The organism is Brucella sp. TWI432 (assembly GCF_039674445.1).
Lineage (GTDB): Bacteria > Pseudomonadota > Alphaproteobacteria > Rhizobiales > Rhizobiaceae > Brucella > Brucella chromiisoli.
This window is the reverse complement of sequence record NZ_JBDJNL010000002.1, coordinates 213355-236553: the sequence shown is the minus strand read 5'-3', so window position 1 is coordinate 236553 and position 23199 is coordinate 213355. Positions and strand designations below refer to the sequence as shown.

Below are 23199 nucleotides of genomic sequence, written 5' to 3'. Positions count from 1 at the left end.
TTAAAGCCATTGCCGGAAAAAATAACAGCGGTTTTCCGCCTGCAATTGCGTATGCTCAGCCGGAAAAAAATCGTCACTCTGTCTCTATTGGCTTTTACACTATTTTGCTTGCCAGTCTCAGCGCAGGAAAATGCAACTGACATGCGCATTGGCATTGCAGCCCCTTTGAGCGGTAGCTTTGCCCCGCTCGGAAACCAACTCGTGGAGGGCGCGCGCGTGGCAGCAGCTGCAAAACACGCCGAGCTTGTTGTTGCAGATGACCGGTGCGATGCGGAAGGTGGCAAGGCAGCAGCAGAAACTTTTCTCAAGGAAAAGGTAACGATTGCGACGGGCTTTCTTTGTTCTGAGGCGCTGGAGGCAGCCCTTCCCATTTTGCAAGAGCGAGATATTCCCGTTATCACCTCTGGTATAAGCGATCCGACGCTGACTGAAAAACGTGCCTCAATCCCGTTTGCTGTTTTTCGGCTTACAACGGGGCTGGATAAGGAAACGCGTGCAACCGGCAGTTTTCTGGGAAGCCTCTGGCGCGCACAACCCTTTGCCGTGATCGACGATGGCACCATCGAGGGTCGTGAACGTGCCGGACAGGTTCTGGCACACCTGAAAGACCAGCAACTCCAGCCTGTTTTCACGGATACCTACCGACCCGGCCTCGAAAATCAGAACGCGCTTGTTGCGCGGCTGCGTCGCGCAGGCGCAACACATGTCTATGTTGGGGGCGAGCGCGATGACATTGCAGCCATCGGCAAAAGCGCTGCAGCGCTCAAATATCCACTGGTCATCGCAGGCGGCAGCGTGCTCAATGCGGCACCCGGCGCTCAACCACTGAGCACTGAAACGCTGATGATTGCACCTTTAAAGCCGCAAGATCTCGCGACAGCAAAATCGGCCGTCGATGCAATCACTCAGGCAGGCAAGCTGGCAGAAGCTTATTCCGTCACGGGCTTTGCCACCATTGAACTTGCAGCTTCCGCGCTCAACAAAGCCGCAGAACAAAAGCAACCGCTCATGGATATCTTGCGCGACAGTTCATTTGAAACCGCACTTGGCACAATCAAATTCGATGGCAACGGTATGCGCAGCGATAATCCCAATCGCCTGCAGCGATACAATGGTCAGCATTTTATACTATCCGACCAATAAGCCCTATCAGACTGGCGGCGATAATAAGCCCGGTCATGATGCTCATCATGGACCAATACAGCGAAATTGCTGCGTCTATATCGGCTGCATCAGCGTCGCGCTTACCCTCACCGTAAAACAGCGGCGCTTCAACCTTTTCCGACCCATACTGACGCGGTCCGGCAAGTGCCAGTTGAAGCGCACCCGCAAAGGCCGATTCCGGCCAGCCCGCATTGGGCGAACGGTGAAGCCGCGCATCGCGCCACATGATAGACAGTGTCCTTTTTCCGGCTTCTTTATCGATAGTAAATGCAGCAGCCATTGCGGCCAGCAGTCCCGTCAGTCGTGCTGGAATATAGTTTGCAACATCGTCGAGACGGGCAGCGAAACGCCCGAAATGACGATAGCGGTCATTGAGATGACCGATCATAGAATCTGCTGTGTTGATAAGTTTATAGGCGAACAGCCCCGGTAGTCCGCCCACCAGAAACCAGAAAGCAGGGGCAACGATGCCATCCGACGCATTTTCCGAAAGGCTTTCAATCGCCGCGCGACTGACGCCCCCTTCATCCAGCTGCTCCGGGTTGCGCCCAACAATCATCGAAACAGCTTTGCGACCCCCCTCGATGCCATTTTCACGCAAGCCAGCGGCCACCGCTTTCACGTGATCAGCAAGGCTTTTCTGTGCCAGAAACACCGCGACGATGACGATCTCGACCAGCGCGCCTGCGGTGCCGAGAAAAGGCAGTAGGTAGCCCAGCGCCAGCCCCACAAGGATACAGGAAATCACCAGACCAATGATCAGCCACATACCATTGCTGCGCAGTGCATTAACGGAAAGACTGTGATCATTGAGGCGTTTTTCGCCCCAACTGATTGCCTTGCCGAACAGAACCACCGGATGCGGAATTTTCTGCCAGAGTTGCGGGGGATCGCCCACAACCCGATCCAGAACAAGCGCTAAAGCAAGAATAATCAGCTTTATTTCCATGGACTTGATGCGCTTTCCTGAATCATTTTCTTATGCGGAGAATATCCCGCAATGCCTGTTCCAATCGCATAAAACCAGCCTGATCAGGCGCCAGTCCGATGCGCAACCAGTCAGGTGCATAGGCAAACTTTCGGACAAGAATATGCCGCTCACAAAGCGCATGGTAAATTCCATGCGCATTTTCATGGGCAACGAGCGCAAAAAGCGCCGTGCCACCGACTTCTGTGAGCTGACAATGAGCGAGCGTCGCAGCCAACTCTGCCCGTCTTGTATCAATGCGTTGGTGAAATGCCTCAAGCTCAACACCACCCTCAAAAGCGTTGAGCGCAATGGCAAGCGTCGGACCCGCCACGGCCCATGGACCGAGCCTGTCTGCAACGCGCTTCACAAGGTCATCATTTGCCAGCAGGAACCCAAGTCGAACGCCTGCAAGGCCAAAGAACTTGCCAAAGGATTTGAGCACGACCAGCGGCGCATGCGCCGCATGTCGCGCAATACTCACCTCCGGATGTGGATCGGCAAAAGCTTCATCCACGACCAGAAAACCACCGCGCTCGCCCAGCTTTCGCGCAAGCCCCAGCAAATCAGGCCGCGCAACAATGCGCCCATCCGGGTTATTCGGGTTGACGATTGTGACCACCCGAGCATCTTCTGGAATGTCGTCAAGGGTCGCACATTCGACCACATTCCAGTCAGCCGCTGAAAAAGCTGCTGCATGTTCCTGATAGGTCGGTCCCAAAATAGCGACCGTTGAAGGCGCGCACAATGTTGGAATAAGCTGAATGAGCGCCTGCGTTCCGGGGCTGGCAACGATTGGCGCATTCTGATCTGCTTCGTAATAGACACGCGCCGCATTAAGAACCCGCTCTAAAAGCCCCTCATCCGGCAAGCGGTTCCACAAGGGGGCTGTCAATTCCGGCAACGGAAAATGTTCGGGATTGATGCCCGTTGAAAGATCAAGCCAGTCTTTCGCCGCGCCGCCAAAACGCGCAATAGCCCTATCTAGCGCTCCACCATGCTCAATAGTCATCTTCAGGCATTGTCTCCAGAAAAATCAATCACATGCATGAAGGACCCCGCAACTGACCCTACGCGCAACCCCGCCTCTCCCAGCTCTTCCCCCAACGCATCGCGCACGCGGAACAGCCGTTCAGCCTCACCTTCTCGCACGATGCTTGCATAGTGAAACTCATGCGCCGAAAGTGGCACCTGCCATGGCGAACCCGCCAGAGGCTCCAGCTTGCGATAACCGAGGTGCATTTTGCGTTTGGCAAAGCTTGTTTCAAGCGGCAGCAGTCCAAGCATTGGATGCCTCACGCGAGAGGAATCTTCCAGCGTCTCACCCAGCACCATATAGCCACCACATTCGCCATAAATGCGCACGCGACGATCCGCGGCATCTCTCATGCACTGCTGAAAACGCTTCGCCTGGCTCAGTTTTCCGGCATAAAGCTCAGGATAGCCACCGGGCAGATAGATAGCGTCAGCGCTCTCATCGGGCGCTTCATCGCCAAGTGGTGAAAAGAAAGAAAGCTCTGCACCGCGCCTGCGCCAACCTTCAAAAAGATGCGCATAGGCAAAGGCAAAAGCATCGTCGCGTGCCACTGCAATGCGGCTTCCAAGCGGCGTGAGGCGCGGAACATTGGCCATTGCGGCATGCTGCTTCGGCCCAGACCAGATATGCTCTAACGCCGAAAAATCAATACGCGCATCAACCACATCCGCAGCATGCTCAAGGAAACGTTCCAGATCACCATGCTCACCTGCCTGAACAAGACCAAGGTGACGCGATGGCAGAACCAGCGCTTCATCGCGCGGGATTGCACCAAGAACGCTAATACCAAGCGGCTTGATGGCTTCGCGCAGCATAGCCTCATGCCTGCCGCTGCCAACCCGGTTAAGGATTACACCCGCAATCAGCACATCTTTGCGAAACTGACTGAAACCCGAAATGAGTGCCGCAATCGAATGAGATTGGCGCGCGCAATCGACCACCAGCACCACCGCCAAATCAAGCGTTCGCGCCAGATCGGCCGATGAACCCTTCCCGTCAAGCGCCCCGTCGAAAAGCCCCATCATACCTTCGACAACAAGCAGCTTGTTGCCCTCGGTCATGCGCGACGAGAGCGCACTGATCAGCTCTGGCCGCATGGCCCATGGGTCAAGATTAAAGCAATCCACACCGCTCGCAGCCTTATGGTAGGCAGGATCAATGTAATCAGGACCGGCTTTTGCCGGTGCCAACGCCTCACCGCGCCGCTTGAGCGCACGCAACAATCCAAGCGTCAAAGTGGTTTTGCCTGATCCAGAAGCAGGGGCTGCAATCAGAAAACCTTTCATGCGCTCTCCTCCTCGTTAAGATGAAGCGGATCATTGGTCAGCTTTCGTCCCTGAGACGCACCAAGCCAGTCAAGTCCGGAACGAAGTTTTACAACCTCGCCCACAACCACGATTGCCGGAGGCTTGAGACCTGACTTTTCCACATCTGCAACCGCACGCGACAATGTTGTCTCCAGAACAACCTGCTCAGGCAAGCTGGCATTACAGACGAAGGCCATCGGCTCATCCGGTGAGCGCCCTGCTGCCATCAATCGGCCGGTGATAAGGTCGATATGCTTCATCGCCATATACATCACGATAACCGGAGAAGACTGCGCGACACCTTCCCAATTGATACGATCCGGCATCAGTCCCGTTGCATCATGGCCGGTGAGAAACGTCACCGACTGGTTGATGTCACGATGTGTAGCCGCAATTCCCGCATAGGCAAGACCACCAATACCCGCAGTAATGCCCGGCACGATGCGAAATGGCACGCCATGTTCAACAAGCGTAAGCGCTTCCTCGGCACCGCGCCCAAAAACAAACGGATCACCGCCTTTCAAGCGCAGAACCTTCTTGCCTTGTTTAGCCAACTCCACCAGTCGCAACGAAATATCGCGCTGTTTTGGCGAAGGCTTGCCGCCGCGTTTGCCTGCATATTCAACACATGCCTCATCCCGCTTCAAGGAAAGGCAGGCTTCATCGACCAGCGCATCATAGACGATCACATCCGCCTCCCGCAGCGCATTGACTGCGTGCAGTGTCAGCAAACCCGGATCACCCGGCCCGGCACCAACAAGCCAGACATGCCCCGGCTGCATCGAAGGCAAGCGCACTTTGCTCTTCGCAACAATACATTCCGGCGTATGTTCGGGCTTATTCATCGTCATCAACCATAATTCTATCTGGCGGCACAGCTATCAGATACATTATAAGGCGTCCATGAACGATGAAACCGCCCCTTCGAATAAAAGCCCGGAAAAAACAGAGCTGCGTCGCGGCTGGACGACGGGCGCCTGCGCCACAGCCGCAACAAAGGCCGCACTGACTGCGCTGATTACCGGCGAATTCCCCGATCCTGTCGGCATCATACTGCCAAAAGGCGAGGTCCCCTATTTCCAGCTTGAATATGAAGGGCTGGGCGAAGGCTATGCCATGGCAGGTATCGTCAAGGATGCAGGCGACGACCCGGACGTCACACACGGCGCGACAATCATCTCAACGGTTTTCCCTGCCCCTCCCGGCACTGGCATTGTGTTTCAGGCAGGCGAAGGCGTCGGCACAGTCACGCGTCCCGGTCTGCAAATCCCGCCCGGTGAAGCAGCGATCAATCCAGTTCCGCGCCGTATGATGACCGAAATTTGTGAACAGATTTGCGCTGAATATGGTCTGCCTGCCGATCTGGTGATTACGATCTCTGTTCCGGGCGGCGAGGAAATCGCGCAAAAAACGTGGAACCCGCGCCTTGGTATCGTTGGCGGCATTTCGATCCTGGGCACAACAGGTGTTGTGCATCCCTTTTCCTGCTCGGCTTGGATTCATTCGATCCATCGCGGCATCGATGTGGCGCGTGCTGAAAAGCAAAAGCATGTGCTCGCTGCGACAGGCTCAACGTCCGAAGACGCAGCACAAGCCATCTATGATTTGCCGGATTTTGCCATTCTCGATATGGGCGACTTTGCGGGTGGTGTGCTCAAGTATTTGCGCGAACACCCCATCGACAAGCTCACCATTGCAGGCGGCTTTGCGAAGCTGACAAAGCTTGCTCAGGGCGAACTTGATCTTCACTCCTCGCGCTCACAAGTCGATAAAAATTTTCTCTGGACCATTGCCGAAAAGGCCGGTGCGCCAAACGACATGAAGGACCGGATTCTTTTTGCCAACACTGCACTGGAAGTGCTTGAAATGACTCAAGGCATTGGCATCGACATGGCGACGCCGATCGCCGAAAAAGCGAAGCAAGTCGCGCTTGAAACCCTGCGCGGCGCGCCTGTTGAAGTCGAAATCATCGTGACGGATCGCAAAGGCAATATCCTTGCCCGCCTCTAAAATACTCATTCTTGGCGGCACAGCGGAAGCAGCAAAGCTTGCTTCCGCACTCAATGTCCTGCCCGTCGAAGCCATCACGTCCCTTGCAGGCCGAACAGCCAATCCCGCTGCAATCAGCGGCAAGCTTCGCATTGGCGGCTTTGGCGGCGCAGAGGGACTGGCCACTTATCTGGCAACAGAGAAAATCAATCTTCTGATCGACGCAACCCATCCCTATGCAACGCGCATTTCACACAATGCTGTTTGGGCGTCCAGTATGGCAAAAATTCCGCTATTGCGGCTCGAACGCCCGGCATGGGAAAAGGAAAACGGCGATAACTGGATTGACGTCGCAAATGAAGCGCAGGCCGCAACGATAATTCCCGCTGGCGAACGTGTTCTGCTCGCACTGGGCCGACAACATATTGCGCCCTTTGCAGAGCGAAGCGATGTTCACTTCATCATGCGGATGATCGACCCGCCGGAAGTAACATTGCCTCGCGATTGTGAAATCGTTCTGGCAAAGCCCGAAAGCTATGAATCCGAGAAACAATTCCTGAGCGAACGAAAGATCGGCCTGATTGTCAGCCGCAATTCCGGCGGCAGCATTTCTTACGCAAAAATCAAAGCAGCGCGTGATCTTGCCATACCCGTCATGATGATCGCTCGCCCCCCCGTGGAAGCCAAAACCGTTGTCGCTACCGTAGAAGAAGCAATTGAATTTACACGTTCCGTTTTAAGGTTTTGAGCGCGCAATATGGCTGTGGGCTTCATGATAAAGCGCTGAATCACGGAAGTTTTGGGGATCAAGTCCGCGCCCGACAAACACCATTGCCGTTCTTTTCACGCCTGAAACTGCAACTTTCTCAACAATATCCGACAGTGTTCCGCGCAAGATCTGCTCATCTGGCCAACCCACGCGATAAGCAACGACCACCGGGCAATCTGCACCATAAAGTGGCGTCAGCTCCGCCTCAATCTTCGCAAGATTGCGGATCGACAGATGAATCACCAAAGTCGCACCGGATTTGCCCAATGTGGCGAGATCTTCACCTTCCGGCATGGCGGATGATTTTACCGAAGTGCGCGTGAGGATAATGCTCTGATTGACTTCGGGAATCGTCAGTTCCTGCTTCATGGCAGCCGCAGCCGCAACAAAAGCCGGGACGCCCGGCGTCACATCATAAGGAATGCCTAACGCATCAAGCCGGCGCATCTGTTCAGCCATCGCGCCGTAAATCGATGGATCGCCTGAATGGACGCGTGCAACATCATGCCCTTTGGCATGAGCGGCCTCAATTGCTGCAATGATTTCATCCAGCGTCAGCGAGGAACTATCAATCAGCAACGCGTCTTCTGGTGCAGATGCAACAACCTCTTTGGGCACCAGCGAGCCTGCATAAATGCAGACCGGACAGTTTTCTATCAGTCGCAGACCACGCACGGTGATGAGATCTGCGGCACCGGGACCGGCTCCAATGAAATGAACTGCCACGTTTTCTTCCTCTGTTCAGGCATTCCGAATGCCTGGCAGGCAGCAGAAAAGTCAATCTTTTTCAGGCAAAAGTCCTTGAATATCATTAAAGATCGACTGCCACTCTTCCGGCGTCAGCTCGAAGAAGTTGAAGCTTCTGAGCAGAAATGCACCCTCATTGGCAATAAACGCCAGTCGCGCGCGCCTGCATTCTGGCGTTGAAACATCAAGACCATCCCACTGTTTGCGATACCATGTCCGGGTTTCATCAAGATACTGGGAGTTGGGAATAAGGCTCGCGATCATAGCGGCAAACCGAGAATCGTCCTCAGCATCGCTTTCGCGTGTCACCGCGATATGGGCTGCGATGTGCGAAATCGCGTCTTGCTTATGCTGCTTGCGCGCTGTCACCAGATCGTCGAACCGGCCGCCCCACCGCTCGATCATGGCTTTCATCAACCCGTCTTTGTTACCAAAGCAATATTGCACGCCGCCTTTTGTGACGCCGGAAGCTTGCGCCACCGCATCCATGGTCAGAGCAACGATGCCACCTTCGGCAACCAGCTTCTCGGCCATATCAAGCACATGATCACGGTCGATTGAGCGCGGACGGCCAGTTTTTTGCAATTTCTTACTTTCCATACAGGTGGATTTATATTATGTCAGCCACCCTGACAAGTTTGAATACGTTCGTATTGAAAAGGTATAATCCAATGTTGCCGCAAAATCGCTGGCTCGTTCTCGCAATAGTTTCCAGCGCACTTTTCCTCATCGTTGTGGATATGACAGTGCTTTACACAGCATTGCCACGCCTCACCCATGATCTCGCGGCAAGTGCTTCCGAAAAGCTCTGGATCATGAATATCTACCCGCTGGTGGTGGCAGGACTGTTGCCGGGCCTTGGCACACTGGGCGACAAGCTCGGCCATAAGCGCATGTTCATGAATGGTCTGGCCGTGTTTGGCCTTGCATCGCTTTGCGCGGCTTATTCTCCAAACCCGGAAGTGCTGATTGCAGCCCGCGCATTCCTTGCCTGTGGTGCGGCGATGATGATGCCTGCCACACTGTCGATTATCCGGCTGACATTCACCGATGAAAAAGAACGCTCGCTTGCCATTGGTATCTGGGCGGCAATTGCTTCGGGTGGCGCTGCCATCGGTCCTGTCGCAGGCGGTATCCTGCTCGAATATTTCTGGTGGGGTTCCGTATTTCTGATCAACGTGCCCGTTGTTTTGGTGGCGCTTGCTCTTTCGGCCTTCAACCTCGAAAATCGCCCACTTGGCTCCCAGCGCAAATGGGATCTCATCGGCTCGATCCAGATCATGATCGGCCTGATCGCGCTGACCTACTCCATCAAGGAGCTCGCCAAGCGCGACGCATCAATGGCTGTCTTTGCGAGCGCTTTGATTATCGGTCTCATCGCAACGACCATTTTTGTGCGCCGTCAGCTTTCAAGCAGCGAACCGTTGATTGACTTCTCGCTGTTCAAAAACCGGCTTTTCGCTACAGGTGTGTTTGCGGCGCTTGTTGCATCGGGTTCGATGACCGGCATGGAGCTGGTTTTCAGCCAGCGTATGCAGTTGATCGAAGGCATGACGCCGTTGCAGGCTGGTCTGATGATCCTGCCAATTCCGCTTGCAGCTTTCGTCGCAGGGCCGCTGGCTGGCATGATGTTGCCACGTCTTGGTGCAGGCAAGGTGCTCTGGGCGTCGCTCGGCATCACCGCTCTTGGCGTAGTGATCTATATCCTCACCTACAAGCTCTCAGCGCATTTCTATCTGGCAGGGCTTGCAGTCTTAGGTTTTGGCGTTGGCTGTGCAATGACAGGCGCATCGTCATCAATCATGAGCAACGCTCCAGCCGAGAAGGCTGGTATGGCTGCCTCTGTCGAAGAAGTGTCGTTTGAACTTGGCAATGCGCTGGGCGTGACAATTTTCGGTAGTATTCTGTCGGCCTTCTATACCGCCAGCCTTATTTTGCCGGTCGGCGCGGATATTCCGTCTGTTGCACGCGATAGCCTTGATGAAGCGCTTATCGTCGCACAATCAATGCCTGCTACCGATGCAGATAGCTTGATTGCGCTTGCATCGCAGGCATTCGAAAATGCCTATGTGGCCGTCATTATGACAACCGCTGCTTTGCTGATCGTTGCAACCGTTGCAACTTACATCGCGCAACGCCGCAAATTGCTCTGATTAGGAAGTGCCATCGCCAGCGCGGCGGTGGCACGACCTTCAACCGTCTTCTCGATAATTAGGGCGGCATTCGTCCCTGCGGCAGCAAGTGCTGCAGATTCCGCAACGCCATGGCACCCCACCGACGCAAAAACCACGTCCGACGGATTTTTCAACCTTGGTGTTTCTTGCTCAAGTTGCCCGGCATCAAAAAATCGCAGCTCACAGCCATAATGCGCAGCAAGCTCCAGCAAGACCGGATCACCCTGCTTGGTGGCAAGCGTTGCAATGACTGTCGGTCGATTCAAACCTGCTTTGCTCAGAACCCTGTCTGCCAACGAAACGAGTTCTTCCAAGCGCACGCCTGACGAACAGCCCATCCCAAGAGCGGCGCGTTTTTCCTTAGACCGCACGAGGGGCCGGATTATGCGCTTCTCTGATATCTTCAGCTGTAATGCCGAGAATATCAGCAATGCGCTTGATCATTGCTGTTTCCGACTGATCAACATGATCATCCGCACGCGCAATCCGCACCAGGTCACGAAGCAGTGACGAACGGCGCTCAGGCGCCATTTCAGCCAACATCGAAGCCGCCTGCTTTGTAGTCGTCTCATAGCCAAAGTCTTTAAGATATTCTGTCACTTCCGGCAGTTCTTCTGCTGAAATGCCAAAGTTCTCGGAGACAATCTGTCTGAAAGCCGCAATTTCTGCCGGGTGACGATCACCATCGGCAAAAACCACATGAAGCAGAAGAAGCAGTTCCGAAGCGAGTGCCGGATCTTCGGCAACACGCTGCACAGCACTTTTTTTGCTGAGAAACGCAGTAATACGTTCGAAAATGCTTTCGCTCATGGATGATCGTCTCCTGATATCAAATAGACTTGCATTGATAATGCTGCGCGAACCGAAAAACAACGCTGGCCTTCATTGGTTCCCTAAAATAGCTGTCTGGCGCAATGAGACCGTCTGCACTATGTTGCATCAACTTTTGCCGGATCCTCTCCATGCTTGAATTTTTCGATACCTTGACGCTCCTTTTGACCATGGCCGCTTTCATTGCGGGCATCATCGATTCTATTGCAGGCGGAGGCGGCATGATCACGATACCCGCGCTGCTGCTCGCTGGCATCCCACCTGTCGAAGCACTCGGCACAAACAAGCTGCAAGGCCTGTTCGGCTCTTCCTCGGCAACCATCGCCTACGCGCGCAAAGGGCATGTGAACATCAAGGAACAATGGCCGGAAGCCATTGCATCACTGGTCGGTTCTGTTCTGGGTGCGCTTTTAGCAACCGTCCTGCCCGTCGATATCATGCGGGCAGCATTGCCAATTCTGCTGATCGCGATTGCCATTTATTTTGCAGTGAAACCAAGCCTTGGCGACGTGGATCGCGCACGCCGTATGGGACCATTCCTGTTTGGCGTTACGCTGGTGCCACTGATCGGCTTCTACGACGGACTGTTCGGACCCGGCACCGGCTCATTCTTCATGTTAGCGTTCGTAGCCCTTGCAGGCTATGGCGTGCTGAAAGCCACCGCTCATACCAAGCTGCTTAACTGCGCATCCAATATTGGCGGCTTTGCCACCTTCGCGCTTGTTGGCACAATCAACTGGAAAATTGGCATCTGCATGGGCATTGCGCAGTTCATTGGCGCACAGATTGGCGCGAGCCTCGCTATGAAGATCGGCTCTCGCATTATCAAGCCACTGCTCATCGTGGTGAGCCTAGCGCTCGCCGTGCGGCTTCTGATGGAACCAAGCAATCCACTCCGGCAATGGCTGGGCTTCTGAATACGCGAAGCGATAATGTCAGAATTCAATTCCCTTCTGTGCCTTCACACCTGAACGGAAAGGATGCTTGATCAATTCCATCTCGGTAACGAGATCGGCAGCGTCAATCAGCTCGTCCTTGGCATTGCGGCCCGTAATGATGACATGCTTCATCTCAGGTTTAGCGGCAAGCACTTCGATTACCTCTTCAACAGGCAGGTAATCATAGCGCAGCACGATGTTGAGTTCGTCGCAGAGCACCATATCGTAGCTTTCATCAAGGATCATGGCTTTGGCTTGCTCCCAAGCGTCACGGGCCATGGCAATATCGCGGGCGCGATCCTGTGTTTCCCACGTAAAGCCCTCGCCAAGTGCGGAAATCGTCACCTGTTCAGGGAATTTCTCCAGCACCCACCGCTCGCCAGTATCCCATGAGCCTTTAACGAACTGCACGACGCCAACCTTCATGCCGTGACCAAGGGCGCGAAAAACCATGCCGAAACCAGCCGTTGATTTGCCTTTGCCCTTGCCTGTATGAACAATCACAAGGCCTTTTTCGTCGGTCTTGGTGGCTTGAATCTTGTCGCGCGCCGCTTTCTTCTTGCGCATCTTATCTGCATGGCGGGCATTCAATTCCTCTTCCGTCATTGAAAGAAGTTTTGCAGATTTCTCAACCATTTAATGCCCTTTCCGGAATCATTTTCATAAGATTTTCGAGCTCAAACCGCGCTGAATTGGAACGCGGCACCCAGAAGCCGCGTTCAATCGCATCGTTGAGCTTGGACGCTGTTTCGGCGAGTGCGGCCGGATTTTTATCAAGCATGAAATCATGCACTGCTCTATCGGCAATATAGGCCTGATAGACTGCTTCGAAGTGATGGTTACCGACTTTGCCGGTGGTCGCCGCGAAAGCGAAAAGATAATCAACCGTGGCTGCAATTTCCGCAGCGCCCTTGTAGCCGTGGCGCATCACGCCCGCGATCCACTTGGGATTGGCCGCACGACCACGCACAACGCGGGCAAGCTCTTCTTCAAGCGTGCGGATCACCGGCTTTTCGGGCCTTGAATGATCGTTGTGATAGACAGTCGGCATCGCGCCCGTCAGTTTTTCAACGGTTGCAGCCATGCCACCTTCGAACTGATAATAGTCATCGCTATCAAGCAGATCGTGCTCGCGATTATCCTGATTTTGCACAACAGCTTGTACAGAACGCAGCCGCTCTTCAAGAAGCCCGCGCTCCGCTTGGCCCTCTTCGCCCGCACCATAGGCATAGCCGCCCCAGACAAGCCAGGCTTCCGCCAGATCATTGCGCCCAGCCCAACCATTCTCATCCATCAGTGCCTGCAAGCCAGCGCCATAAGCACCCGGTTTTGAACCGAAGACGCGATAGCCCGCGCGACGTTCGGCGGTCTTTTCATCCGCACCCGTTGCGATAAGCCGTGCTTGTTCGGCTTTGATGCGGCTAGCAATCGGATTGTCCTCCACCTCTTCATCAAGCGCACCCACAGCTCGCACGGCCTTGTCAAACAGTGCAATCTGTTCCGGGAAAGCATCACGGAAAAAGCCGGAAATGCGCAGCGTCACATCCACGCGCGGACGACCAAGCTTGGCAATCGGCACGATCTCGTACCCGGTGACTCGACGCGAAGCCATATCCCATAAGGGTTTTACACCGATCAGCGCCAACGCCTGCGCAATATCATCACCGCCAGTGCGCATGTTGGATGTGCCCCATGCGGTCAGACCAAATGAGGTCGGCCACTCGCCATGATCCTGCGTGTAACGGGTGATCAGCAGTTCCGCTGATTTGCGGCCCAGCTCCCACGCCGCTGGTGTTGGCACGGCACGGCTATCGGTCGAAAAGAAATTGCGCCCGGTCGGCAAGACATCTGGACGCCCACGCGTTGGCGCACCCGACGGACCCGGCGGCACAAACTGTCCTGAAATAGCGGATAGAAAACCTTCAATCTCCGAAGGTCCACACGCGCTCACCATGGGGCGCAAATGATCATTAATCGACTGCAGCACGGCATTGGTCTGTGTCCAATCTGCCGGACACTCGACTTCGCCCTCCACAAACTGCGCAGCCAGCAATTCGATACGCTCGACCGTATCACCAGCAATACGCCAACTTGCAGGACTTGCACCTACCAGCAATTCAGGCTTCGCCCCAGTCCAGGGGTCGGCCATTGCACAATCGAGCGGATCAAACTCTTCGCCAAGGCCTGCGTCTCTGGCGATAGCGCGCTGCAGGCTCTGCTCGCCCGGCAAGCCACCCAGCGCAACGGGAATACCGCGTGGAACACGCGCCAGTGCCACCAGCAAATCGGTGAGCAAGCGCCCTTGAGGGGCCAGACCAAAAATATGCAACCCATCGCGGATCTGCATTTCCTTGAGATCACAAAGATAGGCATCAAGCTTTTGCAACGCCATATCTTCATCATCATGGTCATGAATACCCGCATCGCGGTCGAGACCAATATCGCGTACCAGATCAAGGATCTGCACTTTCAACCGCAACAGGCGACGCGGATCAACGCCCGAAGCCTCGTAATATTCATCGACCAATGCTTCGAGATCCTTGAGCGGACCGTAGCTTTCAGCGCGCGTTAACGGCGGTGTCAGGTGATCGATGATCACAGCACCCGCACGGCGCTTTGCCTGCGTGCCTTCACCCGGGTCATTGACGATGAACGGATAGACATGCGGCGTTGGACCGAAAACAGCTTCAGGATAACAGTTTTCCGACAGCGCTAAGGCTTTACCCGGCAGCCATTCCAGATTGCCATGCTTGCCCATATGCACGATAGCATCGATCTTCGCCACATCGCGCAGATAAGCATAGAACGCGATATACCCATGCGGCGGCACCAAATCAGGCGAGTGATAGGTCTCTTTCGGATCGATATTATAACCACGTGCAGGCTGAATACCGGCTATTGTTTCGCCAAAGCGCATCAGCGGCAGCGCAAAACCTTCAAGCCTCTTATCAAAGAACGGATCATTTTCCGGCCCACCCCAACGGGTTTCAATTTCCTCCTGAATCATATTCGGAAGCTTTGCAAAGAAAGCCTTGTATTGATTCAAAGAAATGACTTCACGGATGACACGCCCATCACGCGCCGCATTGGTTGGGCCAGCCATCAAAAGCCGAATGAAAGCATCGCCATCGGCAGGAACGTCACCAACCGGATACCCCTCGCCCGCCATGGCGCGCAGCACTTCCACTGTTCCGGCAGGCGTATCAAGCCCGACGCCATTGCCCAGCCTGCCATCACGGTTCGGATAATTGGCAAGGATCAGCGCCACACGGCGCTCTTCTGGCTTTTTACGCTTAAGGCGCACCCAGTTTGCCGCCAATTCGGCGACAAAAGCCACGCGACCCAAATCCGGCTCGTGGGTGACGATATTGGCTTCAACAGTGCTATCGAATTGCTTTGCCGATTTGAAAGACACTGCACGCGACAGCACGCGGCCATCAATTTCGGGCAGTGCGACATTCATCGCAAGATCGCGCGCCAGCAAACCCTGCTGCGATGCTTCCCATGTGGCTTTTGGCGTACCGGAAAAAATCACCTGCAAAACCATATTGCCGCGCTTATCCAGCACGGTCGGTTTACGCTCCGCACCCGGTGACGAAATCGCAAAGCCGGTTGCATTGAGCACAATATCCGGCCGGCAATCGTCAAACAGGCCATCAACCACTGCTGCTGAAAGCCTGTCCTTGAGGCTGGAAACAAAGATCGGAACCGGATTCAGTCCCTTAGCCTGCAATGCACTGATCAGTGCTTCAACCGGCTGCGTCTGTCCGCTTTGCACAAGCGCCCGATAAAAAATGATCGCCGCAGCAGGTGCATCAGCGTCCTGCCATTGCTTACGGATGAGATCAAGCGATGGCGTTGCCATATTTGGCCACCACAGCCCGGCTTTGAGAAGCGGTGCCGCCTCTTCCGGTTTCTCGCTCTCATCAATCAATGCTGTGCAATAATTGAGAAAGCGGGACGTATTGGCAGCCCCGCCCTCAATTAAATATTGCCAGAGCGCATCGCGCTCCGGTGCGGAAATGGTGGAGAACCGTTCAAGCCCATAATCAGGCTTATCATCACCTGGCAACACCGCAATTTTAATGCCGAGCGAAACAGCACAGGCATGAAGCGCCTCAAGCCCATAAGGCCAATAGGTCTCGCCACCAATAATCCGCACAACAATAAGCTTCGCATGTTGTGCCGTGCGCTCAATATAAGCATCGACCGACATGGGATGTGTCAGGCTCAGGAAATTGGCGAGCCGGAGACTTGGCCCTTCTTTCACAAGCTTGTAGGCGTGAGAAAGACTGGCCAATTCCGTATCGGCGGCGGAAAGGAACAAGATATCGCCCGGCGTCTGACCGAGGTCGACGGCCTCATTGCCGTCGCTGATCGTTCCCTTCTGGGCAAGTAAGAGATGCATTACGAGGTCGCATCTTTCACGGCTTTGATGATCGCCTGTTCATCAATCTCATGCAGACCAATGACGACAAGACGCGTATTGCGCACTTCATCCTTACCCCATGGGCGGTCGAAATAATGCTCAATACGCGGACCAACGGCCTGCACAACCAGACGCATCGGCTTCCCCGGCACATCGACAAAGCCTTTGAGACGCAGAACATCATGTTCCGCAATCACAGCCTTTAGCTTCTCGGTAAATGCCTTCGGATCAGCAACCGAGCCCGCTTCAACGACAAAGCTTTCAAACTCATCATGATCATGCTCATGGCCATCAGCATGGTGGATTTCATGATGCGACTTGCGGTTGGCAATATCGTCTTCCGTCCCCACTCCAAGGCCGAGCAATACGTCTGCACCAAGCTTGCCAAAGCTTGCTGGCACCATGTTGACGCGACGCGTTGAGCGTTCAGCCACATCGGCCTTCACGCTATCGAGTTTCGACGGATCAACGAGATCGGCCTTATTGAGAACAATCAGGTCAGCTGCATGAATCTGATCCTCAAAAAGTTCCTCTAAAGGGCTTTCATGATCAAGAGATTCGTCCGCTGCGCGCTGTGCATCCACCTTATCGTGGTCATCCGCAAAACGACCTTCGGCAACGGCAGCGGCATCGATAACCGTCACCACGCCATCGACTGTTACCTGCGTCTTGATTTCAGGCCAGTTGAAAGCTGCGACCAGCGGCTGCGGCAGTGCCAAACCGGATGTCTCAATCACAATATGATCGGGGCGGTCCGCACGGTCCAAAAGCTTGGTCATGGTCGGAATGAAATCATCAGCAACGGTGCAGCAGATGCAGCCATTGTTGAGTTCGATCACGTCTTCCTCACGGCAGCTTTCAATGCCGCAGCCTTTGAGAATTCCACCATCGACGCCCAGATCGCCAAACTCATTGATGATAAGCGCAATACGCTTGCCATTGGCATTTTCCAGCAGATTACGGATCAGTGTCGTCTTGCCGGAACCTAAGAATCCGGTGATCACCGTTGCTGGAATTTTCTGTCCCTGCATCAAATTAACCCTTCATTTTGAGCGACAGACCTGCCGCCATGAAATAAACTTCATCTGCCACTGATGCCACAGCCTGATGCAAAAACCCGGCTGAATCGCGAAACGCGCGCGCCATCCGATTTTCCGGCACAATGCCTAAACCAACTTCGTTGGAAACGAAAACAACCGGACCTGAAAGCTCAGGCAATGCCGCTATCAGCGTCTCAGTTTCAGCAGCGATATTCTGCTCTGCCATCATCAGATTGGTGACCCAGAGCGTCAAGCAATCGACCAGCACAAAGCGGTCATGCCGCACGCATTTTTCAAGCGCGCCCACAAGGTCGAGTGGCTCCTCCACCGTCTGCCATTCACGCCCGCGACGATCGCGGTGAATGGAGATGCGGCTTTCCATTTCTTTGTCGAATGCGCGCCCTGTCGCAAGATAGACGGGTTGAAGACCTGAGCCTTCAACCAGTTTCTCCGCATAAGACGACTTACCGGATCGGGCTCCGCCAAGAACGAACGTGATTTTTGCATTTTCATTTCGTGGCAGAGCCATGCCTATCAGCCTTCAATATCCGACTTTGCATAGGCCTGAATAAACCAGCCCAGCGCAAGACCAATCACTGCCCACATGAACAGGTTTGTTGCAAGCGATGCGACGGCATATTGCGAAGCAAGCAGCGCTGGAATTGGTGATGCAATATCGTGCGGATGCGGTGCACCATAAAGATGTGGGGAGATAATCAGCACCAGTCCAAGGATTTTAGAAACAATCTCAGCACGCAAAACCAGCAGATAGATGCCGACACCACTCAACACCACGGTCAAGATCCACCAGAGCTGACGCTGCGCCAGATCGGCGGCAGGCATCGCAGGCAATTCCGGCGAAAGCCCTAAAGCTGGCAGGAAAGCGACCGCAAAAAAGCCGGCTATCCCCCAGAGGATACCATTCTGCGGTGTAATACGGCGACCGAGAAGAAGCGCAACCCCACCCAGAAGCAGGGCAAAACCTGCACCGGCCACGAGATTGGCAAGCAATGTGTTGCCAAGACGACCGAACGGCAGTTCAGCGCCCTCTTCTTCTTCGCCATCACTGGCAGCCACCGCAGCATGGTCGTGTGGCGCAGCCGCTTCGGCGTCACCATGGCTATGACCGCCACCGGCGTCTTCATAAGTTTCCGCCTGAATGATCAACGGAACGGTTTTCAAATACATGGCAGGCGTCACGAGAAGCCCTGCCAGAAGGCCAGCAGCAAGCGTGGCCAGAAGATAACGGATCAACATTTCATTCCCTCAACAGCAATCCCGCTTCGATGATTGTCCCCCATCGAGCGCTGCTTATTTCCTGTTTTAAAAGCTAAAGGCTTAGTGGCAGGGAAAACCGTATGAATGACGCGTGTCATGCGCCGAATCATGCAGCATATCAGAATGGGCTATCCCAACGCCGTAAATCAGAAATGCGCCGAGCATGAGCGACACCACTGCCGTTCCAAGACGAGCAGCAAGGGAGAGAGGGAGTGTATTGGAAAGTGTATTTTCGTTACGCGCAGCCATGACAACCTCCGTGCAGGCAGCAGGGAAAACCTCCCAGGGGGTGCGGACATAATGTCCTTCACGCAACAGGCAGGTCTCCTGGCTCACGGGTCGTGGGGAGTGATGCACCTTCCCAGAAACGCTGATGTTTCCAGTGGTTGCCAGTTGCCCGGCTTGCCTCATCCCTCTCCGCTCTACAGTCGCGGGGTCGGCTGCGATAAAGACGCCCGGATTGGGTCCGTCCGTCGCATTCCCTTTTTGGTATCGCCGGGATTCGTTCCGGCAAAGACCTATTGCATAAAGTGACATTAGGCGTTCACTGTTGCGGCGTCAATCGAGTGCAAACAACCCGTCAATATCAAGGCAGGACTCAAGGCCATCAGCCAGTTCATCAAGCGCGGTTTCAATGCTTTCGCGATAGTTCCCACCTGAACCGCACACACCGAGCCCCGCCAGAAATCTATGCCGGAACGCATCTGCACTGAAAGCACCATGCAGATAAGTCCCCATGATACGTCCGCTCGCAGAAACGGCACCATCATCATGATCACCGATCCGCGAAAATGGCCGGATCACATCAGGGCCAGTGGTACGCCCGATATGAATCTCATAGCCATCAAGCTTAGCATCATAAAGCTGTGAGTGCGCCACAACATTGCGCACGACTTTCTCCGGCTCCATCATGGTTTCGACGTCCAGCAGTCCCAACCCGTCGATGTCGCGCACCTGTCCCTCGATACCGTCCGGGTCGCTGATCCGTTTGCCGAGCATCTGAAACCCGCCGCAAATGCCAAGCACATGCCCGCCGCGCCGCACGTGAAGCTGCAAATCGCGCTCCCAGCCGTTTTCACGAAAGGCAATCAGATCGGCAATCGTCGATTTCGTCCCCGGCAAAACCACAAGCCCTGCATCATGCGGCAGTGGTTGGCCGGGCGGAACCATCACAACTTCAACCTCACACTCCGCTTTCAGCGGATCAAGATCATCGAAATTCGCAATGCGCGGCAACATGGGAACTGCCACTTTCAACGCCTTGGCATCACCCCGCGTTGCGCGTTCCAGCACCACCGAATCCTCCGCAGGCAAACGCGACACGGCTTTAAGCCACGGCACGACACCAAACGATCGCCAGCCCGTAAAACGGGTAATTGCCTCAAGACCATCATCAAACAGCGAAACATCGCCACGAAACTTGTTGATCAGAAAGCCACGCACCATGGCACGGTCTTCTTCGGCCAGAATTGCATGCGTTCCGACCAGTGATGCAATCACTCCGCCCCGATCAATATCTCCCACCAGCACCACCGGCACATTTGCACGTGTGGCAAAGCCCATATTGGCAATATCACCGGCGCGCAGATTAATTTCGGCAGGCGACCCCGCCCCTTCAATCAACACCAGATCAGCACCTTCACTGATAAGATCAAAGGATTCCATCACCGCGGCCATCAGCTGCGGCTTCAATAGTTGATAATAACGCCCGCGCGCCTCGCCACGCACTTTTCCCTGCACAACGACCTGACTGCCCATATCGGTCTGTGGTTTTAGCAGAACCGGGTTCATATGCACCGATGACGGCACACCGCACGCCAGAGCCTGAAGCCATTGCGCGCGACCAATCTCACCGCCATCCTCGCTGACGGCTGCATTGTTTGACATATTTTGCGGCTTGAAGGGCCAGACTTTCAGCCCCCGATTGCGTGCCAGACGGCAAAGACCGGCAACAAGCACGCTTTTGCCGACATCCGAACCCGTTCCCTGAAACATGATTGCGCGTGTCATGCGAGCTTGCCTATCCCAAGTTTATGCCACTGGCAATCACCAGCGATTGCGGCAAGCTTATATGCAAAAATGCGCATCAGTTTATTACAAAAGTGAGCAACATTATTCCAAAGCAGCGTTGGCAGCCGCGCGTCATTGTGATCTAGTCGCTTCAGGAGGATGCGGTGCTCATAGGGAGGAAACCATGGATACTGCCGACCAGAACCAGTTTGAACTCAACGAGGATCAGCGCGCCATTCAGGATATGGCCCGCGGCTTTGCATCCGATTGCGTTGCGCCTTATGCACTGCAATGGGATCGCGAGAGACATTTCCCGATTGACGTCATAAAAGAAACCGGCCCACTCGGCATGGGCGGCATCTACGTTCGCGAAGACGTGGGCGGATCAGCACTCAAGCGCTCAGACGCGGTCCTTATTTTCGAGGCAATCGCCGAGGCCTGCCCCGCTTTTTCAGCCTTTATCTCCATCCACAACATGGCTGCATGGATGATCGATACGTTTGGCGATGAAAGCCAGCGCCAGACATTCCTGCCCAAGCTCACATCAATGGACTGGCTTGCGAGCTATTGCCTGACAGAACCCGGATCCGGTTCCGACGCAGCCGCACTTTCCACCCGCGCGCAGCGCGATGGCGATCATTATGTGCTTAATGGCACCAAGCAGTTTATTTCCGGTGCAGGCGCCACTGACCTGTATGTCACAATGGTGCGTACCGGCGAGGACGGCCCGAAGGGCATTTCTGCCATTGTTGTGCCGAAAGATGCGCCCGGCCTGTCATTTGGTGCCAATGAGCACAAGATGGGCTGGAACATGCAACCCACCCGAACGGTGATTTTCGACAATTGCCGCGTGCCAGTTGCAAATCGTCTGGGTGACGAGGGCACCGGTTTTAAGATCGCTATGGCAGGCCTTGATGGCGGACGCTTGAACATCGCCGCATGCTCGCTGGGCGGCGCACGATCGGCGCTGAACAAGGCACTGGAATACTCAAACCAGCGCAAGGCTTTCGGCCAGACAATTGATCGCTTTCAGGCATTGCAGTTCCGCCTGGCGGATATGGAGACCGAGCTCTCGGCAGCACGACAGCTTCTTTACTCGGCTGCAAGCAAGCTTGATCGCAAAACCCATGATGCCGGCAAATGGTCAGCCATGGCCAAACGCTTTGTTACTGACACTGGTTTTGATGTGGCCAATGACGCGCTGCAAATTCTGGGCGGCTATGGCTACCTTCATGATTACGGCATCGAAAAACTTGTCCGCGATCTGCGCGTTCACCAGATTCTTGAAGGCACAAACGAGATCATGCGCGTCATTGTTGCACGCCATATGATCGGACGCTGATACATATCTATATGGGAGAAAATCATGGCCACTATCGCTTTTATCGGCCTTGGCAACATGGGCGGACCGATGGCCGCCAATCTGGTGAAAGCCGGGCATAAGGTCATTGGTTTTGATCTGCTGCCTGCTCATCTTGAAGAAGCGAAAGCCAATGGCCTTGAGATCGCAACCAGTGCTGCGGGCGCCGTTCAAACCGCAGATGCAGTGATCACCATGCTGCCCGCAGGCAAACATGTTCTTTCGGTTTATGAAGACATCATGCCTTATGCCCGAAAAGATTCAGTTTTTATCGACTGCTCGACAATTGATGTCGATTCTGCACGCAAGGCCCACGAGATTGCAGCAAGAAACGGCCAGCTTTCTGTTGATGCGCCTGTATCAGGCGGCACAGGCGGCGCTTCTGCCGGCACGCTGACCTTCATGGCAGGCGGCAGCGACGATGCCTTTGGCAAGGCCGAACCGCTGCTTCAGCCTATGGCCGGTAAAATCGTTCATTGCGGCGGTGATGGTGCAGGACAGGCTGCAAAGATCTGCAACAATATGATCCTCGGCATTTCGATGATCGGCGTCAGTGAAGCCTTCGTACTCGCTGAAAAGCTGGGGCTCTCGCACCAGGCGCTGTTTGATGTGGCTTCAACCTCATCAGGCCAGTGCTGGTCACTGACAACTTACTGTCCTGTACCGGGACCAGTTCCGGCATCGCCCGCCAATCGCGAATATAAGCCCGGATTTGCAGCAGCCCTGATGCTCAAGGACCTCAAGCTTTCACAGGAAGCGGCAAAAAGTTCAGGTGCTGCAACACCATTGGGCGCACACGCAGAAGCGCTTTACAGCCGTTTCGACAATGAAGGCCATGGAGGGGAAGATTTTTCAAGCATCATCAACTTCCTTCGCGCAACAAAGACGGTTGATGAAAACAAAGCCTGATGCATTTTCTCTGAAGAAAGTTGAAAAAACTTCACTTGTTTAGATTTGCTTAAGTGTCTGATAACGGTCCGGTAACAATGTTGCGCTAGAAAGGAGCAAGAGACGGTTTACACCTTCTCGACGCTCCGGATCTGGTACTGCGTACCGGAGCTTCAGTCTCTTCCGCCTGTGTATTGTTTGGTGGAAGCGCCATGCGTATTTGGCAAGACCGTGCACCTGACGAGGCAGCGCGGTTTTCTGCCGTTGCTGAT

General features: G+C 54.6%; 22 protein-coding genes and 1 riboswitch. Of the genes, 7 read left to right on the top strand and 15 right to left on the bottom strand.

Annotated elements, in window-relative coordinates:
• Positions 1–51: 51 nt before the first annotated feature.
• Entirely contained in the window at positions 52–1143 is a 1092-nt protein-coding gene (locus tag ABE527_RS06185) for a branched-chain amino acid ABC transporter substrate-binding protein (protein WP_499694465.1), read from the top strand.
• Here ABE527_RS06185 and cbiB read toward each other — a convergent pair.
• Genes cbiB through cobA form a run of 4 tightly spaced genes read right to left on the bottom strand, consistent with a single transcriptional unit; the run spans position 1124 to position 5319 of the window.
• On the bottom strand, positions 1124–2113 hold the full coding sequence (gene cbiB / locus ABE527_RS06180; RefSeq protein WP_499696438.1) for an adenosylcobinamide-phosphate synthase CbiB: 990 nt from the start codon (positions 2111–2113) through the stop codon (positions 1124–1126). The two genes, ABE527_RS06185 and cbiB, sit on opposite strands and share 20 nt — an antisense overlap.
• A gap of 22 nt (positions 2114–2135) precedes the next feature.
• Positions 2136–3149, bottom strand: coding sequence for a threonine-phosphate decarboxylase CobD (gene cobD, locus ABE527_RS06175; RefSeq protein ID WP_499696511.1), 1014 nt, complete (start codon positions 3147–3149; stop codon positions 2136–2138).
• On the bottom strand, positions 3146–4453 hold the full coding sequence (locus ABE527_RS06170; protein WP_499696437.1) for a cobyrinic acid a,c-diamide synthase CobB: 1308 nt from the start codon (positions 4451–4453) through the stop codon (positions 3146–3148). Before ABE527_RS06170 ends, cobD begins: the two co-directional genes overlap by 4 nt.
• Positions 4450–5319, bottom strand: coding sequence for a uroporphyrinogen-III C-methyltransferase (gene cobA, locus ABE527_RS06165; protein WP_499694427.1), 870 nt, complete (start codon positions 5317–5319; stop codon positions 4450–4452). The genes ABE527_RS06170 and cobA overlap by 4 nt, the downstream gene beginning before the upstream one ends.
• A 58-nt stretch (positions 5320–5377) precedes the next feature.
• On the opposite strand from cobA, the gene ABE527_RS06160 reads away from it, so the two are divergent.
• Positions 5378–6484, top strand: coding sequence for a cobalt-precorrin-5B (C(1))-methyltransferase (locus ABE527_RS06160; RefSeq protein ID WP_499694426.1), 1107 nt, complete (start codon positions 5378–5380; stop codon positions 6482–6484).
• Positions 6471–7211 carry a cobalt-precorrin-6A reductase gene (locus tag ABE527_RS06155; protein WP_499696436.1) on the top strand — a complete coding sequence of 247 codons (741 nt, stop codon included), beginning with the start codon at positions 6471–6473 and terminating at the stop codon, positions 7209–7211. The genes ABE527_RS06160 and ABE527_RS06155 overlap by 14 nt, the downstream gene beginning before the upstream one ends.
• On the opposite strand, the gene cobM is transcribed toward ABE527_RS06155, so the two are convergent.
• On the bottom strand, positions 7200–7958 hold the full coding sequence (cobM, locus tag ABE527_RS06150) for a precorrin-4 C(11)-methyltransferase (protein ID WP_499696435.1): 759 nt from the start codon (positions 7956–7958) through the stop codon (positions 7200–7202). The genes ABE527_RS06155 and cobM overlap by 12 nt on opposite strands.
• A gap of 51 nt (positions 7959–8009) precedes the next feature.
• Positions 8010–8564, bottom strand: coding sequence for a TetR/AcrR family transcriptional regulator (locus ABE527_RS06145; protein WP_499696434.1), 555 nt, complete (start codon positions 8562–8564; stop codon positions 8010–8012).
• 86 nt (positions 8565–8650) lie between these two features.
• Here ABE527_RS06145 and ABE527_RS06140 point away from each other — a divergent pair, with 86 nt between their 5' ends.
• Complete coding sequence (locus ABE527_RS06140; protein ID WP_499696433.1) at positions 8651–10132, top strand: MFS transporter; 1482 nt, start codon at positions 8651–8653, stop codon at positions 10130–10132.
• Here the strand turns inward: ABE527_RS06140 and ABE527_RS06135 are convergent.
• Positions 10102–10491, bottom strand: coding sequence for a cobalamin biosynthesis protein (locus ABE527_RS06135; RefSeq protein ID WP_499696432.1), 390 nt, complete (start codon positions 10489–10491; stop codon positions 10102–10104). The genes ABE527_RS06140 and ABE527_RS06135 overlap by 31 nt on opposite strands.
• 22 nt (positions 10492–10513) lie before the next feature.
• Positions 10514–10963: a tellurite resistance TerB family protein gene (locus ABE527_RS06130; protein WP_265985320.1), complete on the bottom strand. Its 450-nt coding sequence runs from the start codon at positions 10961–10963 to the stop codon at positions 10514–10516.
• Positions 10964–11115: 152 nt separating this feature from the next.
• On the opposite strand from ABE527_RS06130, the gene ABE527_RS06125 reads away from it, so the two are divergent.
• Positions 11116–11901 (top strand): TSUP family transporter, encoded by a 786-nt coding sequence (locus ABE527_RS06125; protein ID WP_265985322.1) that lies wholly within the window; start codon positions 11116–11118, stop codon positions 11899–11901.
• A gap of 18 nt (positions 11902–11919) precedes the next feature.
• Here the strand turns inward: ABE527_RS06125 and cobO are convergent, their stop codons facing one another.
• The 7 genes from cobO to ABE527_RS06090 form a co-directional block, all read right to left on the bottom strand.
• Positions 11920–12558 (bottom strand): cob(I)yrinic acid a,c-diamide adenosyltransferase, encoded by a 639-nt coding sequence (gene cobO / locus ABE527_RS06120; protein ID WP_499696431.1) that lies wholly within the window; start codon positions 12556–12558, stop codon positions 11920–11922.
• Positions 12551–16330 carry a cobaltochelatase subunit CobN gene (gene cobN, locus ABE527_RS06115; RefSeq protein ID WP_499696430.1) on the bottom strand — a complete coding sequence of 1260 codons (3780 nt, stop codon included), beginning with the start codon at positions 16328–16330 and terminating at the stop codon, positions 12551–12553. Before cobN ends, cobO begins: the two co-directional genes overlap by 8 nt.
• Positions 16330–17382 (bottom strand): cobalamin biosynthesis protein CobW, encoded by a 1053-nt coding sequence (gene cobW / locus ABE527_RS06110; RefSeq protein WP_499696429.1) that lies wholly within the window; start codon positions 17380–17382, stop codon positions 16330–16332. Before cobW ends, cobN begins: the two co-directional genes overlap by 1 nt.
• Before the next feature lie 4 nt (positions 17383–17386).
• A complete protein-coding gene (cobU, locus tag ABE527_RS06105; protein ID WP_265985327.1) occupies positions 17387–17920 on the bottom strand; it encodes a bifunctional adenosylcobinamide kinase/adenosylcobinamide-phosphate guanylyltransferase in 534 nt (177 codons plus the stop codon).
• 5 nt (positions 17921–17925) lie between these two features.
• Positions 17926–18648, bottom strand: a complete 723-nt coding sequence (locus tag ABE527_RS06100) for a CbtA family protein (protein WP_499696428.1) — start codon at positions 18646–18648, stop codon at positions 17926–17928.
• A gap of 81 nt (positions 18649–18729) precedes the next feature.
• Positions 18730–18918: a CbtB domain-containing protein gene (locus tag ABE527_RS06095; RefSeq protein ID WP_499696427.1), complete on the bottom strand. Its 189-nt coding sequence runs from the start codon at positions 18916–18918 to the stop codon at positions 18730–18732.
• Between the two features lie 51 nt (positions 18919–18969).
• Positions 18970–19206: riboswitch (cobalamin riboswitch) on the bottom strand.
• A 21-nt stretch (positions 19207–19227) separates the two neighbouring features.
• Positions 19228–20679 (bottom strand): cobyric acid synthase, encoded by a 1452-nt coding sequence (locus ABE527_RS06090; protein WP_499696426.1) that lies wholly within the window; start codon positions 20677–20679, stop codon positions 19228–19230.
• 184 nt (positions 20680–20863) lie between these two features.
• Between ABE527_RS06090 and ABE527_RS06085 the strand changes: the two genes are divergently transcribed.
• Both ABE527_RS06085 and mmsB read left to right on the top strand, forming a co-directional pair.
• A complete protein-coding gene (locus tag ABE527_RS06085; protein ID WP_499696425.1) occupies positions 20864–22021 on the top strand; it encodes an isobutyryl-CoA dehydrogenase in 1158 nt (385 codons plus the stop codon).
• 24 nt (positions 22022–22045) lie between these two features.
• Entirely contained in the window at positions 22046–22948 is a 903-nt protein-coding gene (mmsB, locus tag ABE527_RS06080) for a 3-hydroxyisobutyrate dehydrogenase (RefSeq protein ID WP_265985332.1), read from the top strand.
• The last annotated feature ends 251 nt before the right edge of the window (positions 22949–23199 follow it).

Bases quoted from the DNA above. Each gene is read 5' to 3' on its own strand.
- ABE527_RS06130 (WP_265985320.1), bottom strand. From the start codon at position 10,963: ATGAGCGAAAGCATTTTCGAACGTATTACTGCGTTTCTCAGCAAAAAA.
- ABE527_RS06100 (WP_499696428.1), bottom strand. From the start codon at position 18,648: ATGTTGATCCGTTATCTTCTGGCCACGCTTGCTGCTGGCCTTCTGGCA.
- ABE527_RS06170 (WP_499696437.1), bottom strand. From the start codon at position 4,453: ATGAAAGGTTTTCTGATTGCAGCCCCTGCTTCTGGATCAGGCAAAACC.
- cobN (WP_499696430.1), bottom strand. From the start codon at position 16,330: ATGCATCTCTTACTTGCCCAGAAGGGAACGATCAGCGACGGCAATGAG.
- ABE527_RS06085 (WP_499696425.1), top strand. From the start codon at position 20,864: ATGGATACTGCCGACCAGAACCAGTTTGAACTCAACGAGGATCAGCGC.
- cobO (WP_499696431.1), bottom strand. From the start codon at position 12,558: ATGGTTGAGAAATCTGCAAAACTTCTTTCAATGACGGAAGAGGAATTG.
- mmsB (WP_265985332.1), top strand. From the start codon at position 22,046: ATGGCCACTATCGCTTTTATCGGCCTTGGCAACATGGGCGGACCGATG.
- cobW (WP_499696429.1), bottom strand. From the start codon at position 17,382: ATGCAGGGACAGAAAATTCCAGCAACGGTGATCACCGGATTCTTAGGT.
- ABE527_RS06095 (WP_499696427.1), bottom strand. From the start codon at position 18,918: ATGGCTGCGCGTAACGAAAATACACTTTCCAATACACTCCCTCTCTCC.
- cobU (WP_265985327.1), bottom strand. From the start codon at position 17,920: ATGGCTCTGCCACGAAATGAAAATGCAAAAATCACGTTCGTTCTTGGC.
- ABE527_RS06160 (WP_499694426.1), top strand. From the start codon at position 5,378: ATGAACGATGAAACCGCCCCTTCGAATAAAAGCCCGGAAAAAACAGAG.
- cbiB (WP_499696438.1), bottom strand. From the start codon at position 2,113: ATGGAAATAAAGCTGATTATTCTTGCTTTAGCGCTTGTTCTGGATCGG.
- ABE527_RS06090 (WP_499696426.1), bottom strand. From the start codon at position 20,679: ATGACACGCGCAATCATGTTTCAGGGAACGGGTTCGGATGTCGGCAAA.
- ABE527_RS06135 (WP_499696432.1), bottom strand. From the start codon at position 10,491: ATGGGCTGTTCGTCAGGCGTGCGCTTGGAAGAACTCGTTTCGTTGGCA.
- ABE527_RS06185 (WP_499694465.1), top strand. From the start codon at position 52: ATGCTCAGCCGGAAAAAAATCGTCACTCTGTCTCTATTGGCTTTTACA.
- ABE527_RS06140 (WP_499696433.1), top strand. From the start codon at position 8,651: ATGTTGCCGCAAAATCGCTGGCTCGTTCTCGCAATAGTTTCCAGCGCA.
- ABE527_RS06125 (WP_265985322.1), top strand. From the start codon at position 11,116: ATGCTTGAATTTTTCGATACCTTGACGCTCCTTTTGACCATGGCCGCT.
- cobA (WP_499694427.1), bottom strand. From the start codon at position 5,319: ATGAATAAGCCCGAACATACGCCGGAATGTATTGTTGCGAAGAGCAAA.